At 67.9% G+C, this 12,837-nt stretch carries 15 protein-coding genes and 2 pseudogenes; 8 read left to right on the forward strand and 9 right to left on the reverse strand.

From position 1 onward, the window contains the following. Positions 1-93 precede the first annotated feature (93 nt). Together car and ACLJWH_RS39390 are read right to left on the reverse strand one after the other, a co-directional pair. Positions 94-3,624 carry a carboxylic acid reductase gene (gene car / locus ACLJWH_RS39385; RefSeq protein ID WP_411146630.1) on the reverse strand — a complete coding sequence of 1,177 codons (3,531 nt, stop codon included), beginning with the start codon at positions 3,622-3,624 and terminating at the stop codon, positions 94-96. A gap of 374 nt (positions 3,625-3,998) precedes the next feature. Then, positions 3,999-4,745, reverse strand: coding sequence for a FadR/GntR family transcriptional regulator (locus ACLJWH_RS39390; RefSeq protein ID WP_411146631.1), 747 nt, complete (start codon positions 4,743-4,745; stop codon positions 3,999-4,001). Positions 4,746-4,780: 35 nt separating this feature from the next. On the opposite strand from ACLJWH_RS39390, the gene ACLJWH_RS39395 reads away from it, so the two are divergent. From ACLJWH_RS39395 to ACLJWH_RS39405, 3 genes are all read left to right on the forward strand, one after another. Continuing rightward, positions 4,781-4,912, forward strand: a complete 132-nt coding sequence (locus ACLJWH_RS39395) for a hypothetical protein (RefSeq protein ID WP_411146632.1) — start codon at positions 4,781-4,783, stop codon at positions 4,910-4,912. Positions 4,913-5,048: 136 nt separating this feature from the next. Continuing rightward, positions 5,049-5,735 (forward strand): transposase family protein, encoded by a 687-nt coding sequence (locus tag ACLJWH_RS39400; RefSeq protein WP_411146633.1) that lies wholly within the window; start codon positions 5,049-5,051, stop codon positions 5,733-5,735. Beyond that, positions 5,705-5,881 carry a hypothetical protein gene (locus ACLJWH_RS39405; protein WP_411146634.1) on the forward strand — a complete coding sequence of 59 codons (177 nt, stop codon included), beginning with the start codon at positions 5,705-5,707 and terminating at the stop codon, positions 5,879-5,881. The genes ACLJWH_RS39400 and ACLJWH_RS39405 overlap by 31 nt, the downstream gene beginning before the upstream one ends. A 108-nt stretch (positions 5,882-5,989) precedes the next feature. Here ACLJWH_RS39405 and ACLJWH_RS39410 read toward each other — a convergent pair whose 3' ends face one another. Beyond that, positions 5,990-6,808 (reverse strand): helix-turn-helix transcriptional regulator, encoded by an 819-nt coding sequence (locus ACLJWH_RS39410; protein ID WP_411146635.1) that lies wholly within the window; start codon positions 6,806-6,808, stop codon positions 5,990-5,992. A 132-nt stretch (positions 6,809-6,940) separates the two neighbouring features. Here ACLJWH_RS39410 and ACLJWH_RS39415 point away from each other — a divergent pair, with 132 nt between their 5' ends. The 3 genes from ACLJWH_RS39415 (at position 6,941) to ACLJWH_RS39425 (ending at position 8,784) form a co-directional block, all read left to right on the forward strand. Beyond that, positions 6,941-8,005 carry an aldo/keto reductase gene (locus tag ACLJWH_RS39415; RefSeq protein WP_411146636.1) on the forward strand — a complete coding sequence of 355 codons (1,065 nt, stop codon included), beginning with the start codon at positions 6,941-6,943 and terminating at the stop codon, positions 8,003-8,005. Between the two features lie 116 nt (positions 8,006-8,121). Beyond that, entirely contained in the window at positions 8,122-8,250 is a 129-nt protein-coding gene (locus ACLJWH_RS39420; RefSeq protein ID WP_411146637.1) for a hypothetical protein, read from the forward strand. Between the two features lie 282 nt (positions 8,251-8,532). Then, on the forward strand, positions 8,533-8,784 hold the full coding sequence (locus ACLJWH_RS39425; RefSeq protein ID WP_411146638.1) for a hypothetical protein: 252 nt from the start codon (positions 8,533-8,535) through the stop codon (positions 8,782-8,784). A 293-nt stretch (positions 8,785-9,077) separates the two neighbouring features. Here the strand turns inward: ACLJWH_RS39425 and ACLJWH_RS39430 are convergent, their stop codons facing one another. From ACLJWH_RS39430 to ACLJWH_RS39440, 3 genes and pseudogenes are all read right to left on the reverse strand, one after another. Beyond that, complete coding sequence (locus ACLJWH_RS39430; RefSeq protein ID WP_411146639.1) at positions 9,078-9,299, reverse strand: hypothetical protein; 222 nt, start codon at positions 9,297-9,299, stop codon at positions 9,078-9,080. Between the two features lie 301 nt (positions 9,300-9,600). Then, a pseudogene (locus ACLJWH_RS39435) lies at positions 9,601-9,816 on the reverse strand (alcohol dehydrogenase catalytic domain-containing protein); the annotation flags it as partial. Positions 9,817-9,841: 25 nt separating this feature from the next. Continuing rightward, positions 9,842-10,012: a hypothetical protein gene (locus ACLJWH_RS39440; protein WP_411146640.1), complete on the reverse strand. Its 171-nt coding sequence runs from the start codon at positions 10,010-10,012 to the stop codon at positions 9,842-9,844. 124 nt (positions 10,013-10,136) lie between these two features. On the opposite strand from ACLJWH_RS39440, the pseudogene ACLJWH_RS39445 reads away from it, so the two are divergent. Together ACLJWH_RS39445 and ACLJWH_RS39450 are read left to right on the forward strand one after the other, a co-directional pair. Next, a pseudogene (locus tag ACLJWH_RS39445) lies at positions 10,137-10,466 on the forward strand (TetR/AcrR family transcriptional regulator); the annotation flags it as partial. Positions 10,467-10,560: 94 nt separating this feature from the next. After that, positions 10,561-11,373, forward strand: a complete 813-nt coding sequence (locus ACLJWH_RS39450) for an ABC transporter substrate-binding protein (protein WP_411146641.1) — start codon at positions 10,561-10,563, stop codon at positions 11,371-11,373. 147 nt (positions 11,374-11,520) lie between these two features. On the opposite strand, the gene ACLJWH_RS39455 is transcribed toward ACLJWH_RS39450, so the two are convergent. The 3 genes from ACLJWH_RS39455 to ACLJWH_RS39465 all read right to left on the reverse strand — a co-directional run bounded on the left by ACLJWH_RS39455 (position 11,521) and on the right by ACLJWH_RS39465 (position 12,591). Then, positions 11,521-11,925 carry a nuclear transport factor 2 family protein gene (locus ACLJWH_RS39455; protein WP_411146642.1) on the reverse strand — a complete coding sequence of 135 codons (405 nt, stop codon included), beginning with the start codon at positions 11,923-11,925 and terminating at the stop codon, positions 11,521-11,523. A 149-nt stretch (positions 11,926-12,074) separates the two neighbouring features. Continuing rightward, positions 12,075-12,233: a hypothetical protein gene (locus ACLJWH_RS39460; protein ID WP_411146643.1), complete on the reverse strand. Its 159-nt coding sequence runs from the start codon at positions 12,231-12,233 to the stop codon at positions 12,075-12,077. Positions 12,234-12,360: 127 nt separating this feature from the next. Beyond that, positions 12,361-12,591, reverse strand: coding sequence for a Tn3 family transposase (locus tag ACLJWH_RS39465; RefSeq protein ID WP_411146644.1), 231 nt, complete (start codon positions 12,589-12,591; stop codon positions 12,361-12,363). Positions 12,592-12,837: the final 246 nt, after the last annotated feature.

Raw genomic sequence — 12,837 nt, forward strand, 5'->3', positions numbered from 1 at the left:
GAGGCGAACCGCTCAGCTCCTGGTGGCGACGCGCCCGACCCCACCTCACCGCCCGAAGCGGCGGCCCGTGCGGTGATCGTCCGCGGGGGTCCGTCACAGCAGGTGCTGCGACCGAAGGTCCGCCACGTACTTGGTGATCAGGTCCTGCGACAGGTGGGGGATGTCGTTCTCCTTGTTGAGGGCGGCGGCTCGCACTGCCGCGCGGAATCGGTCCGCCGGCAGGGCGGACCCGGGCAGGGGGTCCTCCGGCCTCGCGAAGGCGTGCAGCAGGGGGAGCAGCGAATGCCTCCTCTGGCGGTCGGGCAGACCGCGCAGGGCGGTCTCGAAGCGGTCGAGCCACTCATCGTGGTCGTGGATGCGCGCCAGGGGGTGTCCGGCCGCCACCAGCCAGTCGACGAATGTGTCGAGTGAGATTCCGTCCTCGTGCGGGTTCACGACGTTGAAGGTCCGGTACCCCTCCCGGGTGTCGTCGCCCAGCGAGGCGATGGCCTGGGCGGTGAAGTCCACGGGGAGTGCGTCGAAGTGCCCGCTGCCGTCGCCGGTGCCCGGGGCGTAGAAACTGCCGGGGGCGATTCCGGTCGCCAGCAGGCTCAGCAAGAGGCGTGTGAACACGTCCGGGATGTTCAGCTGACCCCGGTAGCGCGGGTGCGCGAGGATCAGGTTCGAGCGGAACACGGCGACCGGCAGACCGAACGCGTCGTGCGCCTCGCGGAGCAGCACCTCGCCCGCCCATTTGCTGGCCCCGTAACCGTTCGCGTAGCCGCTGTCGAGGTCGCGCGTGCCGCAGGCCGTGCGGATGTCCGCCGCCTCGTCGGCCGCGGCCTCGGACCCGAAGACAACGGCGACCGTCGACAGGTAGGTGAACTGCTTGATCCGGGAGGTGACCGCGAGCCTGATCAGTTCGGCGGTACCCAGCACGTTGGGGCCGAACAGCTGGTCGTACGGCAGGACGTGGTTGACGAGTGCCGCCGGGTGCACGATCAGGTCGACGGTGTCGGCCAGCCGCTGCCAGGTCTCCTTGTCGAGCCCGAGGCCGCTCTCCCCGACGTCGCCGGCGACCACCTCCAGGTGCTCGGCGGCCAGATCGTGGTAGTGCTGGAGGAGTTCCGGGTCGCCGCTGTCGAAGGCCGCGTCGAGCCGTGTCCGGGCCAGCTCGTCGGTGCTGCCGCGGACCACGCAGACCAGTGTGCCGCCGCGCTCTGCGACGCGCTCCAGCCATTCGAGGCACAGGAAGCGGCCCAGGTAGCCGTTGGCACCGGTCAGCAGGACGGTCCGCGCCTCCGGCAGCGGGCCGGTCGGCCTGCCGGTCCTTGCCATGGTCTCCGTGTCGAGGAACGCGTCCAGCCTCAGGTCGCCCGCCAGCAGCCGCGTCGTGCCCGGACCGTGGACGCTGTCGGCGGTCGGGCGCCGGTGCCCCGACGCAAGGGCCTTCTCGATGTGATCAGCCACCTGCTGGAGTGTGTTGACCGGGTTGATGACGATGTCGACGGGGACGTCGACGTGGAAGACCTCCTTGAGCAGTTGGGAGAACGACAGCGCGGAGAGGCTGTCACCGCCGAGTTCGAGGAAGCGCGTGCCGGGGTTCACGTCGTCCTGTCGGTGTCCGAGAAGCGCTCGGGCGGCCCGGAACACGGTTTCCCGGATGGGCCTGGCCGTCCCGGCCTGGCGCAGTGCCCGGAGTTCGTCGGTCTCGCGCTCGGCCAGCTCGGTGTACAGCGCTTCGAGGCGCTCGCCGTAGCGCTTCGTCAACGCGGGGCGCAGCAGCTTGCGCACTCCGGAGAGCAACCCGTTCTGCTGGCTGAACGGCTCGGTCTCGATGAGGAAGTCCCGTGGAATCTCGTACGAGTTGAGACCTGCCTCGGTGGCGAGGCGTTGCAGGGATTCGCGCAGGATCGACCCGAGAAGCCGGGTGTCCTCGCCGACGCGGTCGAGCGCCTCCTGTGTGGGGACGATGACCGCGAGCAGGTAGGCACGGGCACTGTTGCCGTACACGAAGACTTGCCGGACGACCGGACTGCCGGTGAAGAGGGCTTCCAGACGGGAAACGGCGACGAACTCGCCCTGTGACAGCTTGAGGACGTGGGAACGGCGGTCGACGTACACCAACGTATCGGGACCGGTGCGGGCCACGATGTCGCCCGTGTGGTAGAAGCCGTCCTCGTCGAAGACCTGGGCGGTGGCGTCCGGTCGCTGGAAGTAACCGGGAACGAGCCGGTCGGACTTGATCAGCAGTTCGCCCCTGGGGTGCGGCGAATCAGTGCGGAAGTATCCCAGCTCGGGCACGTCCGCCAGTTTGTGATCGGTCACCGGCGGGCGCAGCACCCGGCCGTCGAGCGAGACGACGCCAGCTTCCGTGGACCCGTAGCCGTCGAGCACTCTGACGTGCAGACAGCTCTCGACGAACGCCGTCATCTCCGCGCTCAGCGGGGCCGAGGCGCTGGCGGCCCACAGGAGGCGGCCGCCCAGGGTCTTCTCCCGCAGCTCCTCCTTCACGCGGTCTGCCTGCTCGGCCGCATCGTCCCCCACCTCGTTCCGGCGGGTCGACTCGCTCTGGTAGCGCTGGAAGAGCATGTCGCCGATGCGGGGCACCATGAGGAACTCGGTGGGGCGGACCAGGGAGAGGTCCTCGAAGAGGGTCGACAGGTCGCTCGACGCCACGAAGTAGGCGATACCCCCCTTGGCGAGCGTGCCGAACAGCACACCCCGTCCCATCATGTGGCTCAGCGGCAGGTAGTTGAGCACGATGGACGGCTGCATCTCCCGGCCGGGTACGAAGTCGACCCAGAACTGGGTGACGAGACGCTCGGTGTACATGGCGCCCTTGGGGGTGCCCGTGCTCCCCGAGGTGTAGATCAGCGTGCTGAGCGCGTCGGCCGCCGATCCCCCGGGGCTCCGGGGAGCCGGCGGCAGGCTCCTCCCCCGCTCGATGACCGACGCCAGCGTGTCCAGGGTGACGCCTCGGCCCTGCGCCGCGAGTCGGCCGCGCGCGGAGTCCAGCCTCTCCTGGTGAACGGTGATCTCGGGGCGGTGGCCGAGAACGACGATCCTGCCCAGCGACGGGGCATCCGCCGCGACCTGGAGCGCGACCTCCAGGTGTGCCACGTCCACCGCGAGCAGGCGCGGTCCGGTCTGCGCGACGACGGGGGCCAGCTGCCCCGCCGAGGCACCGGCCTGGAGAGGAACGCTCACCACGCCGGAGCGGACGCACGCCAGGTCCACCATGGTGTACTCGGCGCTCGTGGGACCGAGGACCGCGACGAAGTCACCCCGGCCCATGGCGTGGTCGGGGTGGTGACGCCACTCGGAGGCCACCGCGCCGACATGCTCCCACAGTTCGCCATAGGTGATCGTGTCGAAACGCTCCAGGAGGCGCAGCGTGGTGCGGCCCGTTTCCGGGTCGGTGACCGGTTCCGTGGCACGCTCGCCCAGGGCCGGCCGGTCCGCGTACCCCTCCATCACCGTGGCCACGAGGTCGGCGAGCGGCAGGCCCGGCCGCCGGATCGCCTCGGTGACGGCGTCCAGCGGCGCGGCGCCGTGGAACTGCGGATCCGTCGCGTGCAGATGAGCGCTGCGCTGAGCGGTACGTGCGCTGAACTCGTCAGCAGGGGGCGGTAAGACGGACATGAGTGGTCTCCTCTGTGGGCTTGAATGCTTGTTCATGTGGTGGGAGGGTCTTCACTTTTCAGGTAGGGCAGGCAGGGGCCGGTGGCTTCCGGCGACCTGAGTGCGTGCGTGCCAACGGGCCGAACAACGCACTTGGCGGTTCTGCCCTGCGCCGTATCCGGCACCTGCCATGGCGAAACCGAGGACGGCCAGGACCATGAGCGGCCGTGTCCGGCTGCCCGTGGTGTCGTGCAGGACGCCGAGGAGGCGGTGTCCGGCCGCCGCTACGAGGCAGATCGCGAGGACGGGCCCTATCGACATGGCGGGCCGGGTGCTGTCGGCGGCCGGTGACCCGGAGGTGGAGCGCTGACGGGACACCGAGGACAACTGCGGACTCACTGTCCCTCCGCCACTCGTGGCACCTCGGCCTCGTGGTCGCGGGTGAGCTGGACGATCGCAGCCGCCGCGGCGCGGGCGCCGCTCTCGTCCTGGGCCTCGATCGCGTCGACGAGTCGCCGGTGCAGGCCGGCGTGCTTCTCGGCGCCGGCGGCGTCCCAGGGCAGGCCGCCCAGGGAGGAGGTGAGAGCCGTACCGAGGTAGTCGTACACCTCGATGAGGAGGTCGTTCCCGCTGGCCCGGACGACCGCCCGGTGGAACAACGCGTCGACACTCGTGGCCACGGATATGTCCTCACCGGCGCAGGCCGTGTCTGCGTCGTCCAACAGCTCCCTCAGTTGGTGCAATTGGTCCTCACTGCGACGCAGGGCGGCGGCCCCTGAGGCGTACTCCTCAAGGACGGTGCGCAGTTCGAGAACGTTGTCCCGCTGCGCGGAACTCGCTCGCCGCACCATGACCGACTGGAGCTCACTCGACGCGCGGACGTAGGTGCCGTCCCCGACCCGGGCTTCCAGCAGGCCCAGGTGCACGAGCGCGCCGAGCGCCTCCCGCAGCGTGCTGCGTCCGACCCCGAGTTCCTCCATGAGGGCCGGCTCCGGCGGGATTCGCGTTCCCACCGGCCATCCGCCTGCCTCGATATGCGAGCGAAGACTGTCCACGAGCTGCGAGGACAGGTTTGCCATCCTCCGCGGTGCACTGATGCGCTTCATGGAGGCAGCATATACAAACATCAGACGTTTGGACATCGTGTGATTGCAGGTCTGGGTGGGCCCTCGGCCTCGTGCTTGCGTCCCATCTGCCCGGCGACTATCAGCGGATGCTGACGATCGCGCAGGTGGCGGGTGGGCCGGTGATGGTCGAGGAGGTCGGCGTCGAGCTGGGGGATCGAGGTCGCGGTGCCCGGCCGGCTTGAGCCTCTGCGTGGGAAGTTGTCGAAGCCGGCCGACCGGGGCTGGCTGCGCAAGCTGCCGAACGGCACCTTCACCACTCGGCCGCAGATCTCCCTCTGGGGCCGTAACCAGGCGGCCTCCGGGGCGAGTTGATGATGTATGCCTACAAACAACACCCCGGCTGGGGACCACATCGAGCTTGTCTGCCAGTGCCGGCTGCCGCTGTCCACGCAGACCCTCACCTTCCTGACCGGGCTGCTGAGCACCCATCTGAGGAAGATCCACTCCCGGTGGCGCAAGCTCCCGGCCGGGCGGATCGCGGTGATCGTGCTGGCCGCGTTGCGGCATGACCAGCGCCTTGCCGACCTCGCCGGCGGCAACAGCGTCTCGCGCACCACGGTGGACCGGTGGCTGAAGGAGATGATCGGCTTGCTGGCCGCGGGGGCCCCGCGTCTGGAGCGGGAGCTGGCGAAAATCGCCCGTGAGGGTGGCAGCGTCGTGCTGCTCGACGGCTCACTGATGCCCACCCGGCGCCAAACGGGCCTGCCCATGAAACGTCGCTGGTCGGCGAAGCACAAACGGCACGGGCTGCTGGTCATCGCCCTGACCGACATCAAGGGGCGGCTGTTGTGGACCTCCACCGCCCGCCCGGCACGCGGTTCGGAGATCACCGCCTGCCGCCACGACGACCTGGTCGGCCGACTGCGCGCGGCGGGCCTCAAGGCGATCGCCGACCTCGGGTTCGTCGGCCTGGATGACGAAGACGCGACCCGGCGGTCATCACCGGCTGCAAGAAGCCCGAGAACAAGAAGCTCTTGCCCGCGAAGAAGCTGGTCAACCAGCTGATCGCGGCGGAACGGGCAGTGTGTGAGCACGCGTTCGCGCACCTGAAGAACTGGCGCGTGCCGACCAGGCTCCGCCTCGACGTGAAGCAGGCCACCCGCCTCGTCCGCGCGCTGCTGCTCCTCACCCAGCACGAGATCGCCCGCTGACCGACGACCTTCACACCACAGACAGGTCCCGACGACCGGCACGCCCATGCCACCCCCCGTGACCTGCACGTCAAGATGAACACAACTCAGTGCACGGACGGTTCGACATCACCGCGCGCACAACCGGTCCAATGCCGACCGGCTCTCGTCGTCCACGGCGCGGTAGATCACCAATCGCTGGTCCGGATCTTGAAGTGGCATCAGCACTTCGAAATCTACTGCGATCACACCGACGTCAGGATGCCGCATCACCTTGCGTCCGCGGCCGCTGACCTTGATGTCTCGCTCGGCCCACAGCCGCGCGAAGTCCTTGTCGCGAGTGGTGAATTCGGAGATGAGGTCGGTCAATGCCTGATCCTCCGGATGCGCGGCCCACGCGGCGCGCAGGTGGGCGATTCCCTCCCGCACGACGCGTTCGCGGTCGACGTAGAAATCGCGCAGCTCCGGATGCATCAGGCACAGCCACATCGCATTGCGCTGTGAGGGTGGCAGGGTGTCGAAATCCACGAGCAGCCTCGCTATTTCGCCGTTCCAGGCCAGGATGTCGTAGCGGTGGTTCATCAGCATGGCCGGCAGCGGCGACAGGTCGGCGACCAGCCGGGCCAGCGGCGGCGCCGCAGTGGTGGCAGGCTTGCCGGCGTTGCGGGGGCGCTGCTGGGCCAGGTCGAAGAGGTAGGCGCGTTCGTCGGGGGCCAGGCGCAGTGCCCGGGCCAGCGCCTCCGTCGCCTCCGCCGAGGGCCGCAGCCCGCGGGCCTGTTCCAGCCGCACGATGTAGTCGGTGCTGACCCCGGCCAGATCGGCGACTTCTTCGCGGCGCAGTCCGGGGGTCCGCCGGGACCGCCGATGCAAGGGCAGGTCGAAATCGTGCGGATTCAAGCGTTCGCGTCGGGTCCGCAAGAACGCGGCCAACTCCTGTGTCCTGTCCACGGTGCGGGGCATCATGGTCGGTCCAACAACCAGGGTAGGACTGGCGTTCCCAGGAATCTTCTTCCCTTACCTCCGGCTCTCGGCGGTCACAGACTCGTTCCCGGCAACGGATCACAAGCGCAGGAGGACATGATGTCGCTCACCCTCGACACCTACCGGCTTCTTGGCCGCTCCGGGTTGCGGGTCTCACCGCTGGCACTGGGCGCGGCGACCTTCGGCACCGAGTGGGGCTGGGGTGCCGAGCAGGACGACGCACGCAAGCTGTTCGACCTCTACGTCGAGCGCGGCGGCAACTTCATCGACACCGCCGACACCTACACCAACGGCAGCTCCGAGCGCCTGCTGGGCGAATTCACCCGCGACAACCGCGAAAGCCTGGTCCTTGCGACGAAATACTCGACGCTGCGCCGGCCCGGCGATCCGAATTCCGGGGGCCCGCACCGCAAGAACCTGTTCGCGTCGGTGGAATCCAGTCTGCGACGGCTGAAGACGGACTACATCGATCTGCTCTACCTGCACCTGTGGGATTTCACGACGCCGGTCGAGGAAATCCTGCGTGGCATGGACGATCTGGTCCGGCAGGGCAAGGTCTTGTACGTGGCGATCTCCAACGCCCCGGCCTGGCAGGTGTCACGCATGCAGGCGATTGCCGACCTGCGCGGCTGGTCGCCCCTGATCGCCCTACAGATCGAATACAGTCTGATCCAGCGCGCCGGGGAACGTGACCTGATCCCCATGGCGGGGGAGATGGGCCTTGGGGTGGTCCCGTATTCACCGATGGGTGGCGGGTTGCTCACCGGCAAGTACAGCCGCGGCGATCTGACCGGGACGAGCACCAAATCCGGGGAAAGTACCCGCAAGAGCCACAACCACACCTTGGGCTGGGTGACCGAACGCAACCTCGCCGTTGCTGACATGGTGAAGGAGGTCGCCACGGAGCTGGGCCGCACACCCGCCCAGGTCGCGCTGGCCTGGACCCTGCAGAACCCCGGCGTGACGGCACCGATCATCGGCGCCCGCACCCCCACGCAACTGGAGGACAACCTGGGCGCCCTGGAGGTCGACCTCACCGCCTCCCACCTGGTCCGCCTCGACGAGGCAAGCGCGATTCACCTCGGCTACCCGCACACCGTTCTCGCCGGCGACTTCGCCCGCACGCAGACCCAGGGCGACCTGAAGATCGAAGCCCGCGGCTGATGCCCGATCGAGCCCCGAGGGCAGCCCTGCGGCTACCCTCGGGGCGATCATTTCCGCACAGGAAGCTCTAGCCCGCGAAGAAGCTGGTCAACCAGCTGATCGCGGCGGAACGGGCAGTGTACGAGCACGCGTTCGCGCACCTGAAGAACTGGCGCGTGCCGACCAGGCTCCGCCTCGACGTGAAGCAGGCCACCCGCCTCGTCCGCGCGCTGCTGCTCCTCACCCAGCACGAGATCGCCCGCTGACCGACGGCCTTCACACCACAGACAGGTCCCGACGACCAGCACGAGTATCACATCACCCACCCACGCCACCCCCGTGACCTGCACGTTCAAAATGAACACAACTCACTGGCAAGCAGGTATCCGAGGGGTGCCCGGGAGCCGACCGGATTGGTGCGTAGAAGGCAATTGGAGAGTCGAAAGCCCTTCTCCTTCAGCACGTTGCGCCACTCGCGCTGCGTCTCAGCAGCAGGAAGAGCTCAGTAATAGGGTCCGGGCTGGAGCCAATCGAGCTGGGGATGCGGCATGGCGCAGTTGGTGCGGCAGCAGGAGTTGCAGGTGCGGGTGGCCTACCACAGCTTTGCGCTACAGGAGTCGGATGATGCTTCGCTTCCTGTTCCTTACCCGGACGAGGGTGAATTCGGAAAGTACCTGAACGTCTTCCCGGGGCGCCTCGACTTCTACAGTGCCGGGCACACGCACACCGCCGCCGTCACGGTGGAGGTATGGGATGGCCCGCCCGGTATACACGACGCGGAGGAATGGGAGGAACAATAGGAGGCCGTGCTGGAGACCGCCGGCAGCGAGCTGGCAGTGTGGGGCATGCAGCGTACAGACGACATAGTGCTTCTGGGGAATACGGGGAGACGTTGGCAGGTACGTGTGGGGTCGGCCGGGCGATCCGAGGTGCAGCGGATGACCGAGGACGTCGGTGTGGTCCACGGGGTGGAGCGGTGGCTCGTGCAATTCTGGCCTGACCGAGAGTGAGGCGGTGCGGGGCCGTCCCGCACCACCGTCCCGTCAGTCGATCTGGACGAGGAAGCTGTCGTCCAGTCCGTCGATAATCCGGTTCAGAGAGCGTTGCGGACCGGAAGCGGACACAGCTGGATGAAGACGTGCATCAGGGCTGCCGCGCGCCAGGCGCTGTTGACGATGATGCCGACCTTTGGGGTGTTCACGCGGTGCCGGGCGACGGCAGTCACGAGGGCGGAGAAGTCGTGGATGACCGGCGTCTTGGGGAGGACTTCCGCCTGGCGCTCCAGGAGCCAGCGGATGTCGGTGTAAAGCTCCACGGTCAGGCGGCTCGTCCAGGAGCGTCCAGCCGGCCGGGGGCGTCGGCGGGGAACGCCGCATCGAACGCCTCCGCGTCGGCGGCGAGGAACTCAGGAAAGACCTCCGCGGCGCCTTGCGAAATGGCAGGGGCCCAGACGCGACGGGACCTCTACATCGGTCCCCTCGTAGAGACGATGACGACCGGGGTGCCGCTTCGCACAGACCTCGCAGGTGACGCGTTGGTACCCCTCATAGAGGCGATGACGACTTTCGCCGGCAAGTGCGGTGCGCGCCAGAACCACTTGTGGGTACTCAAGGGGCGACGACGCCCGACAACTCGTGTCCAGGCACGCTCGGCATCCGGTCGCGCCCGGCGCGATCCGTCCACGTTCCCGGCCAGGCGAGGTCCCCCGGGGTGAACCCAGCAGCATGCATGCGCACGATGATGTCGTTCTCGGCGAGGTGGGGGTAGGGCACCTCCGTCAGCGACCTTCCCTCGACACCGGCGGCGCGGTCCCGAACGGCGACGGTCTGCATACCAGGCCCTCTCACCAGTGGTGATTCAGGCTTCGCCCCTTCGAGCAGTCGGAAGCCGGCTGCCACGAACTCCCGCAGCCCGCCTGTCTACTTCTGCTTCTACTTCTACTTCTGCTTCTGCTTCTGCTTCTGCTTCTGCTTCTGCTTCTGCTTCTGCTTCTGCTTCTGCTTCTGCTTCTGACGGATCGTCATTCATGACGCATCAGGCCGCGTTTGACGCTGGACGTCACGACTGCCCGAGCTGTTACGCGCCCGCCAGCAGTGCCTGCCGCACTCGGGGCGTCCTACAGCGCTCAGAGGAAAAGCAGCAAGCAAGATCAATGTCGGCGTCAACCACGCTTCCGTCGATCCCCGAGGCGGCCTTCCTCCGCGCCGGTCGAGATCACGGCATTCGGTCACGTAGCCCCACCTGCCCAGGAGGGGCGCCTTGGCAGCGCGGGGACGGGGAGAGCCACCATGAGAACCATGGGAACTACATCAGTTTTCAAGTTTCCGACAGTGGCGAGCAGCGCGCTGACGTGATCGTGGAGGCGATCGGCCGACTGTTCCTCGCCCCGGGTTCCCGGCGGGTCGGCATGGACGATCTCGCCCGTGAGCTGCGGATGAGCAAGAAGACGCTCTACCGTCACGTCCCGGACAAGCGCAGCCTGCTGGCCGCGGTGCTGGATCGGCAGTTCGCGGCGGTGGAGCGCACGGAGCGCACGCTGGTAGCAACGGCCGAGGGCGCGGCAGGACAGCCCTTCGATGTGTGGGCACACCATCGGACTCGGCAGGGCACTGCTGTCCCGGCTGACCGACGGCACCCCGTGGGTCGCACTCAATGTCAACGCCCACCACCCGCTGATCTGGTTCCTCGCCCGCCCCGGCCTGACCTCCCTGCCCTACCTGGCCGGCCAACGGCTCGCGGTCCACGCCCCCCACACCCCACCCGGGTGCTTCGCCCGGATCGTGCTGCGCCAGGCCGGCCTCGACCCGGACCGCGACGTCCACACCGTCGTCCGCTATCCCGGCGACTACGGCATGGACCTGGGCCACCTGCACAACGGCAGCATCGACGCCGCTTACGTCGGCAGCACCATGGCACCTGAGGCGGTCGCCGCCGAGCACGGCTGGCAGGTGCCGGCCTGGGTCGGCGACCATTTCCAGATCCCCACCGTGGGTGTGGCCGTCGACCCCACCTACATCTCCCCGGACGACCCCGCGGTCCAGGCCGTCGTACGAGCCCACCGGCGCGCCCTACAGGTAATCCACAACGACCCCGACACCACGGTGCGGCACATATGGACGTTCCTCGGCGGACAGACCGAGGATGAAGTCCGAGCCCATTACGAGAGGTTCATCGCACCGTACGTCGCCATTGACGGCCAAGCCGACCTCGCCGTCGGCGACAGCGCGATCACCGCGGTCGCCGCCGAACTCGGCGTCCCCGCCACCGTCACCGCAGCCGAGTTCTACCGCACCGCAACCGCCACACCCTGGAAACCCGGCGACGCCGGCGCTGCCAAAGCGCGGGCAGTGCCTCCGGACCACCCCCGCAGAGACCCCCGCGGCCGCTAGTCGGCCAGGCGCTGGAAGCGGCCGTGCGTCCCCGAGCCGACACTCAGGCCGCGCCACCCACACGGCAGAACACACCCATCCGCACAAGCCCGGAGCCCGCGTCAGCGAGCTGTCACAGCCTCATGGACGATCAAAACCAGCCCTGGGTCAGGTCTTGGCGATATTCCTGCCCGGCATCGGCTCCGCGAGTGCTGTCCGCCATTCCGGCGCACCGAAGGCGTCCGCGAAGTACTGCGTCTCGTGCACCACATGCCCGTGGGCAAATTCCATGATGCTCACTGAGTAGGTGGGCACCCCGTCGTACGTGATGACACACTCGCTCACCCACAGATCCCCGCTGCCGACGATCCGGTGGACAGTGAAATGCCGACTGGCAGGGTGTCCGCCACGTTGCGCCGAAATCGTCGCGCGGCCCCGGAAGCGTTCACCTGACTGGGGGTAGTCGAGGATCGCGTCCGCGGCGTAGATGGCGTGCTCGGCTTCGGTGTCCCCACCTTCCGATGCCCGCCAGTGTTCCTCGACTGCGGCCCTGGTCCGGATGTCTGCTTCCATCGCACTGTCCTCTGCGCAGGCGGCCGGAGCGATCCGGGGACCTGGGAACACTTCGAGGCTTCCCCCAGGACGCCGGGCCGTTGAACGTAATGGGCAACGGTGACAGCGTAGATCGCCGAGGCGGCGACTCAGCTTCAGGACACTGTGGATCAAGATCGGACAACTCGTGATGCGTGGAAATCCTTGGCGCTCAGGCCGGCGACGGGATCGTCGGTGGTCACGGTTCGCAGCGGCCGGTGACCGCGTTCGCCGAGCTGGGCGAGTTCGCGCTCGTAGTCGACGGTGGTGGAACGGTAGTAGTTGACCACCGAGCTGCGGGCCGGGACACGTACGCCGGCACCTCGCCCTCCGCCTCGCGTCCCGCACCGTGCAACTCGTCCACGGCCAGGCCCAGGTACTCCGTGTGCCGGCAAATGACGGCATTCGTTACGACGGTCAGACACCACGCCTGCTCGTTCTGCTGCTCGGGCTGAGGCGGGTGATCTTGCCCTCGCGGGCGTGGTGAAGCCGGCGCCGCCGGGCGTGGCTGGATTCGCCCTTGTTCAACTGTCGAGCGATCTTGGGACGGTAGCCCTCATCCGACGAGTACTTCGCCGCGTAGATCGTGCGGCAACCGCCCCTGCCAGAGGGGAGTTGGGCGTGCGGGTTGCTGCCGCTCCGGGCCACGTCAGTCTCCCGGGTCGGCCTCGGACTCTGGGGCCGGCATCACCCGTCTGCGAACTTAAGTGATCATTCGAATGAAATTTCAATCGAACGGAATTACCCGGCTATTCGGGTGATATGTCAAAAGAGCCACGGGTAGAGCATCTTCGTCCCATCACAACGCGCAAGGAGACAAAGATGCGCAAGCTCGTAGGACGCGCCGTCGCTTCGGCAGTTCTCGCAACGGCTGCTCTCGTCCCCCTGTCCGGC

Origin of the sequence: Streptomyces sp. x-80 (genome assembly GCF_046549095.1) — a bacterium.
GTDB lineage: Bacteria > Actinomycetota > Actinomycetes > Streptomycetales > Streptomycetaceae > Streptomyces > Streptomyces celluloflavus.

Coding starts and splice junctions, on each gene's coding strand:
- ACLJWH_RS39425 (WP_411146638.1), top strand. CDS start 8,533: ATGGCGCAGTTGGTGCGGCAGCAGGAGTTGCAGGTGCGGGTGGCCTAC.
- ACLJWH_RS39455 (WP_411146642.1), bottom strand. CDS start 11,925: ATGGAAGCAGACATCCGGACCAGGGCCGCAGTCGAGGAACACTGGCGG.
- ACLJWH_RS39400 (WP_411146633.1), top strand. CDS start 5,049: ATGCCTACAAACAACACCCCGGCTGGGGACCACATCGAGCTTGTCTGC.
- car (WP_411146630.1), bottom strand. CDS start 3,624: ATGTCCGTCTTACCGCCCCCTGCTGACGAGTTCAGCGCACGTACCGCT.
- ACLJWH_RS39440 (WP_411146640.1), bottom strand. CDS start 10,012: ATGAATGACGATCCGTCAGAAGCAGAAGCAGAAGCAGAAGCAGAAGCA.
- ACLJWH_RS39390 (WP_411146631.1), bottom strand. CDS start 4,745: ATGTCCAAACGTCTGATGTTTGTATATGCTGCCTCCATGAAGCGCATC.
- ACLJWH_RS39415 (WP_411146636.1), top strand. CDS start 6,941: ATGTCGCTCACCCTCGACACCTACCGGCTTCTTGGCCGCTCCGGGTTG.
- ACLJWH_RS39450 (WP_411146641.1), top strand. CDS start 10,561: ATGTGTGGGCACACCATCGGACTCGGCAGGGCACTGCTGTCCCGGCTG.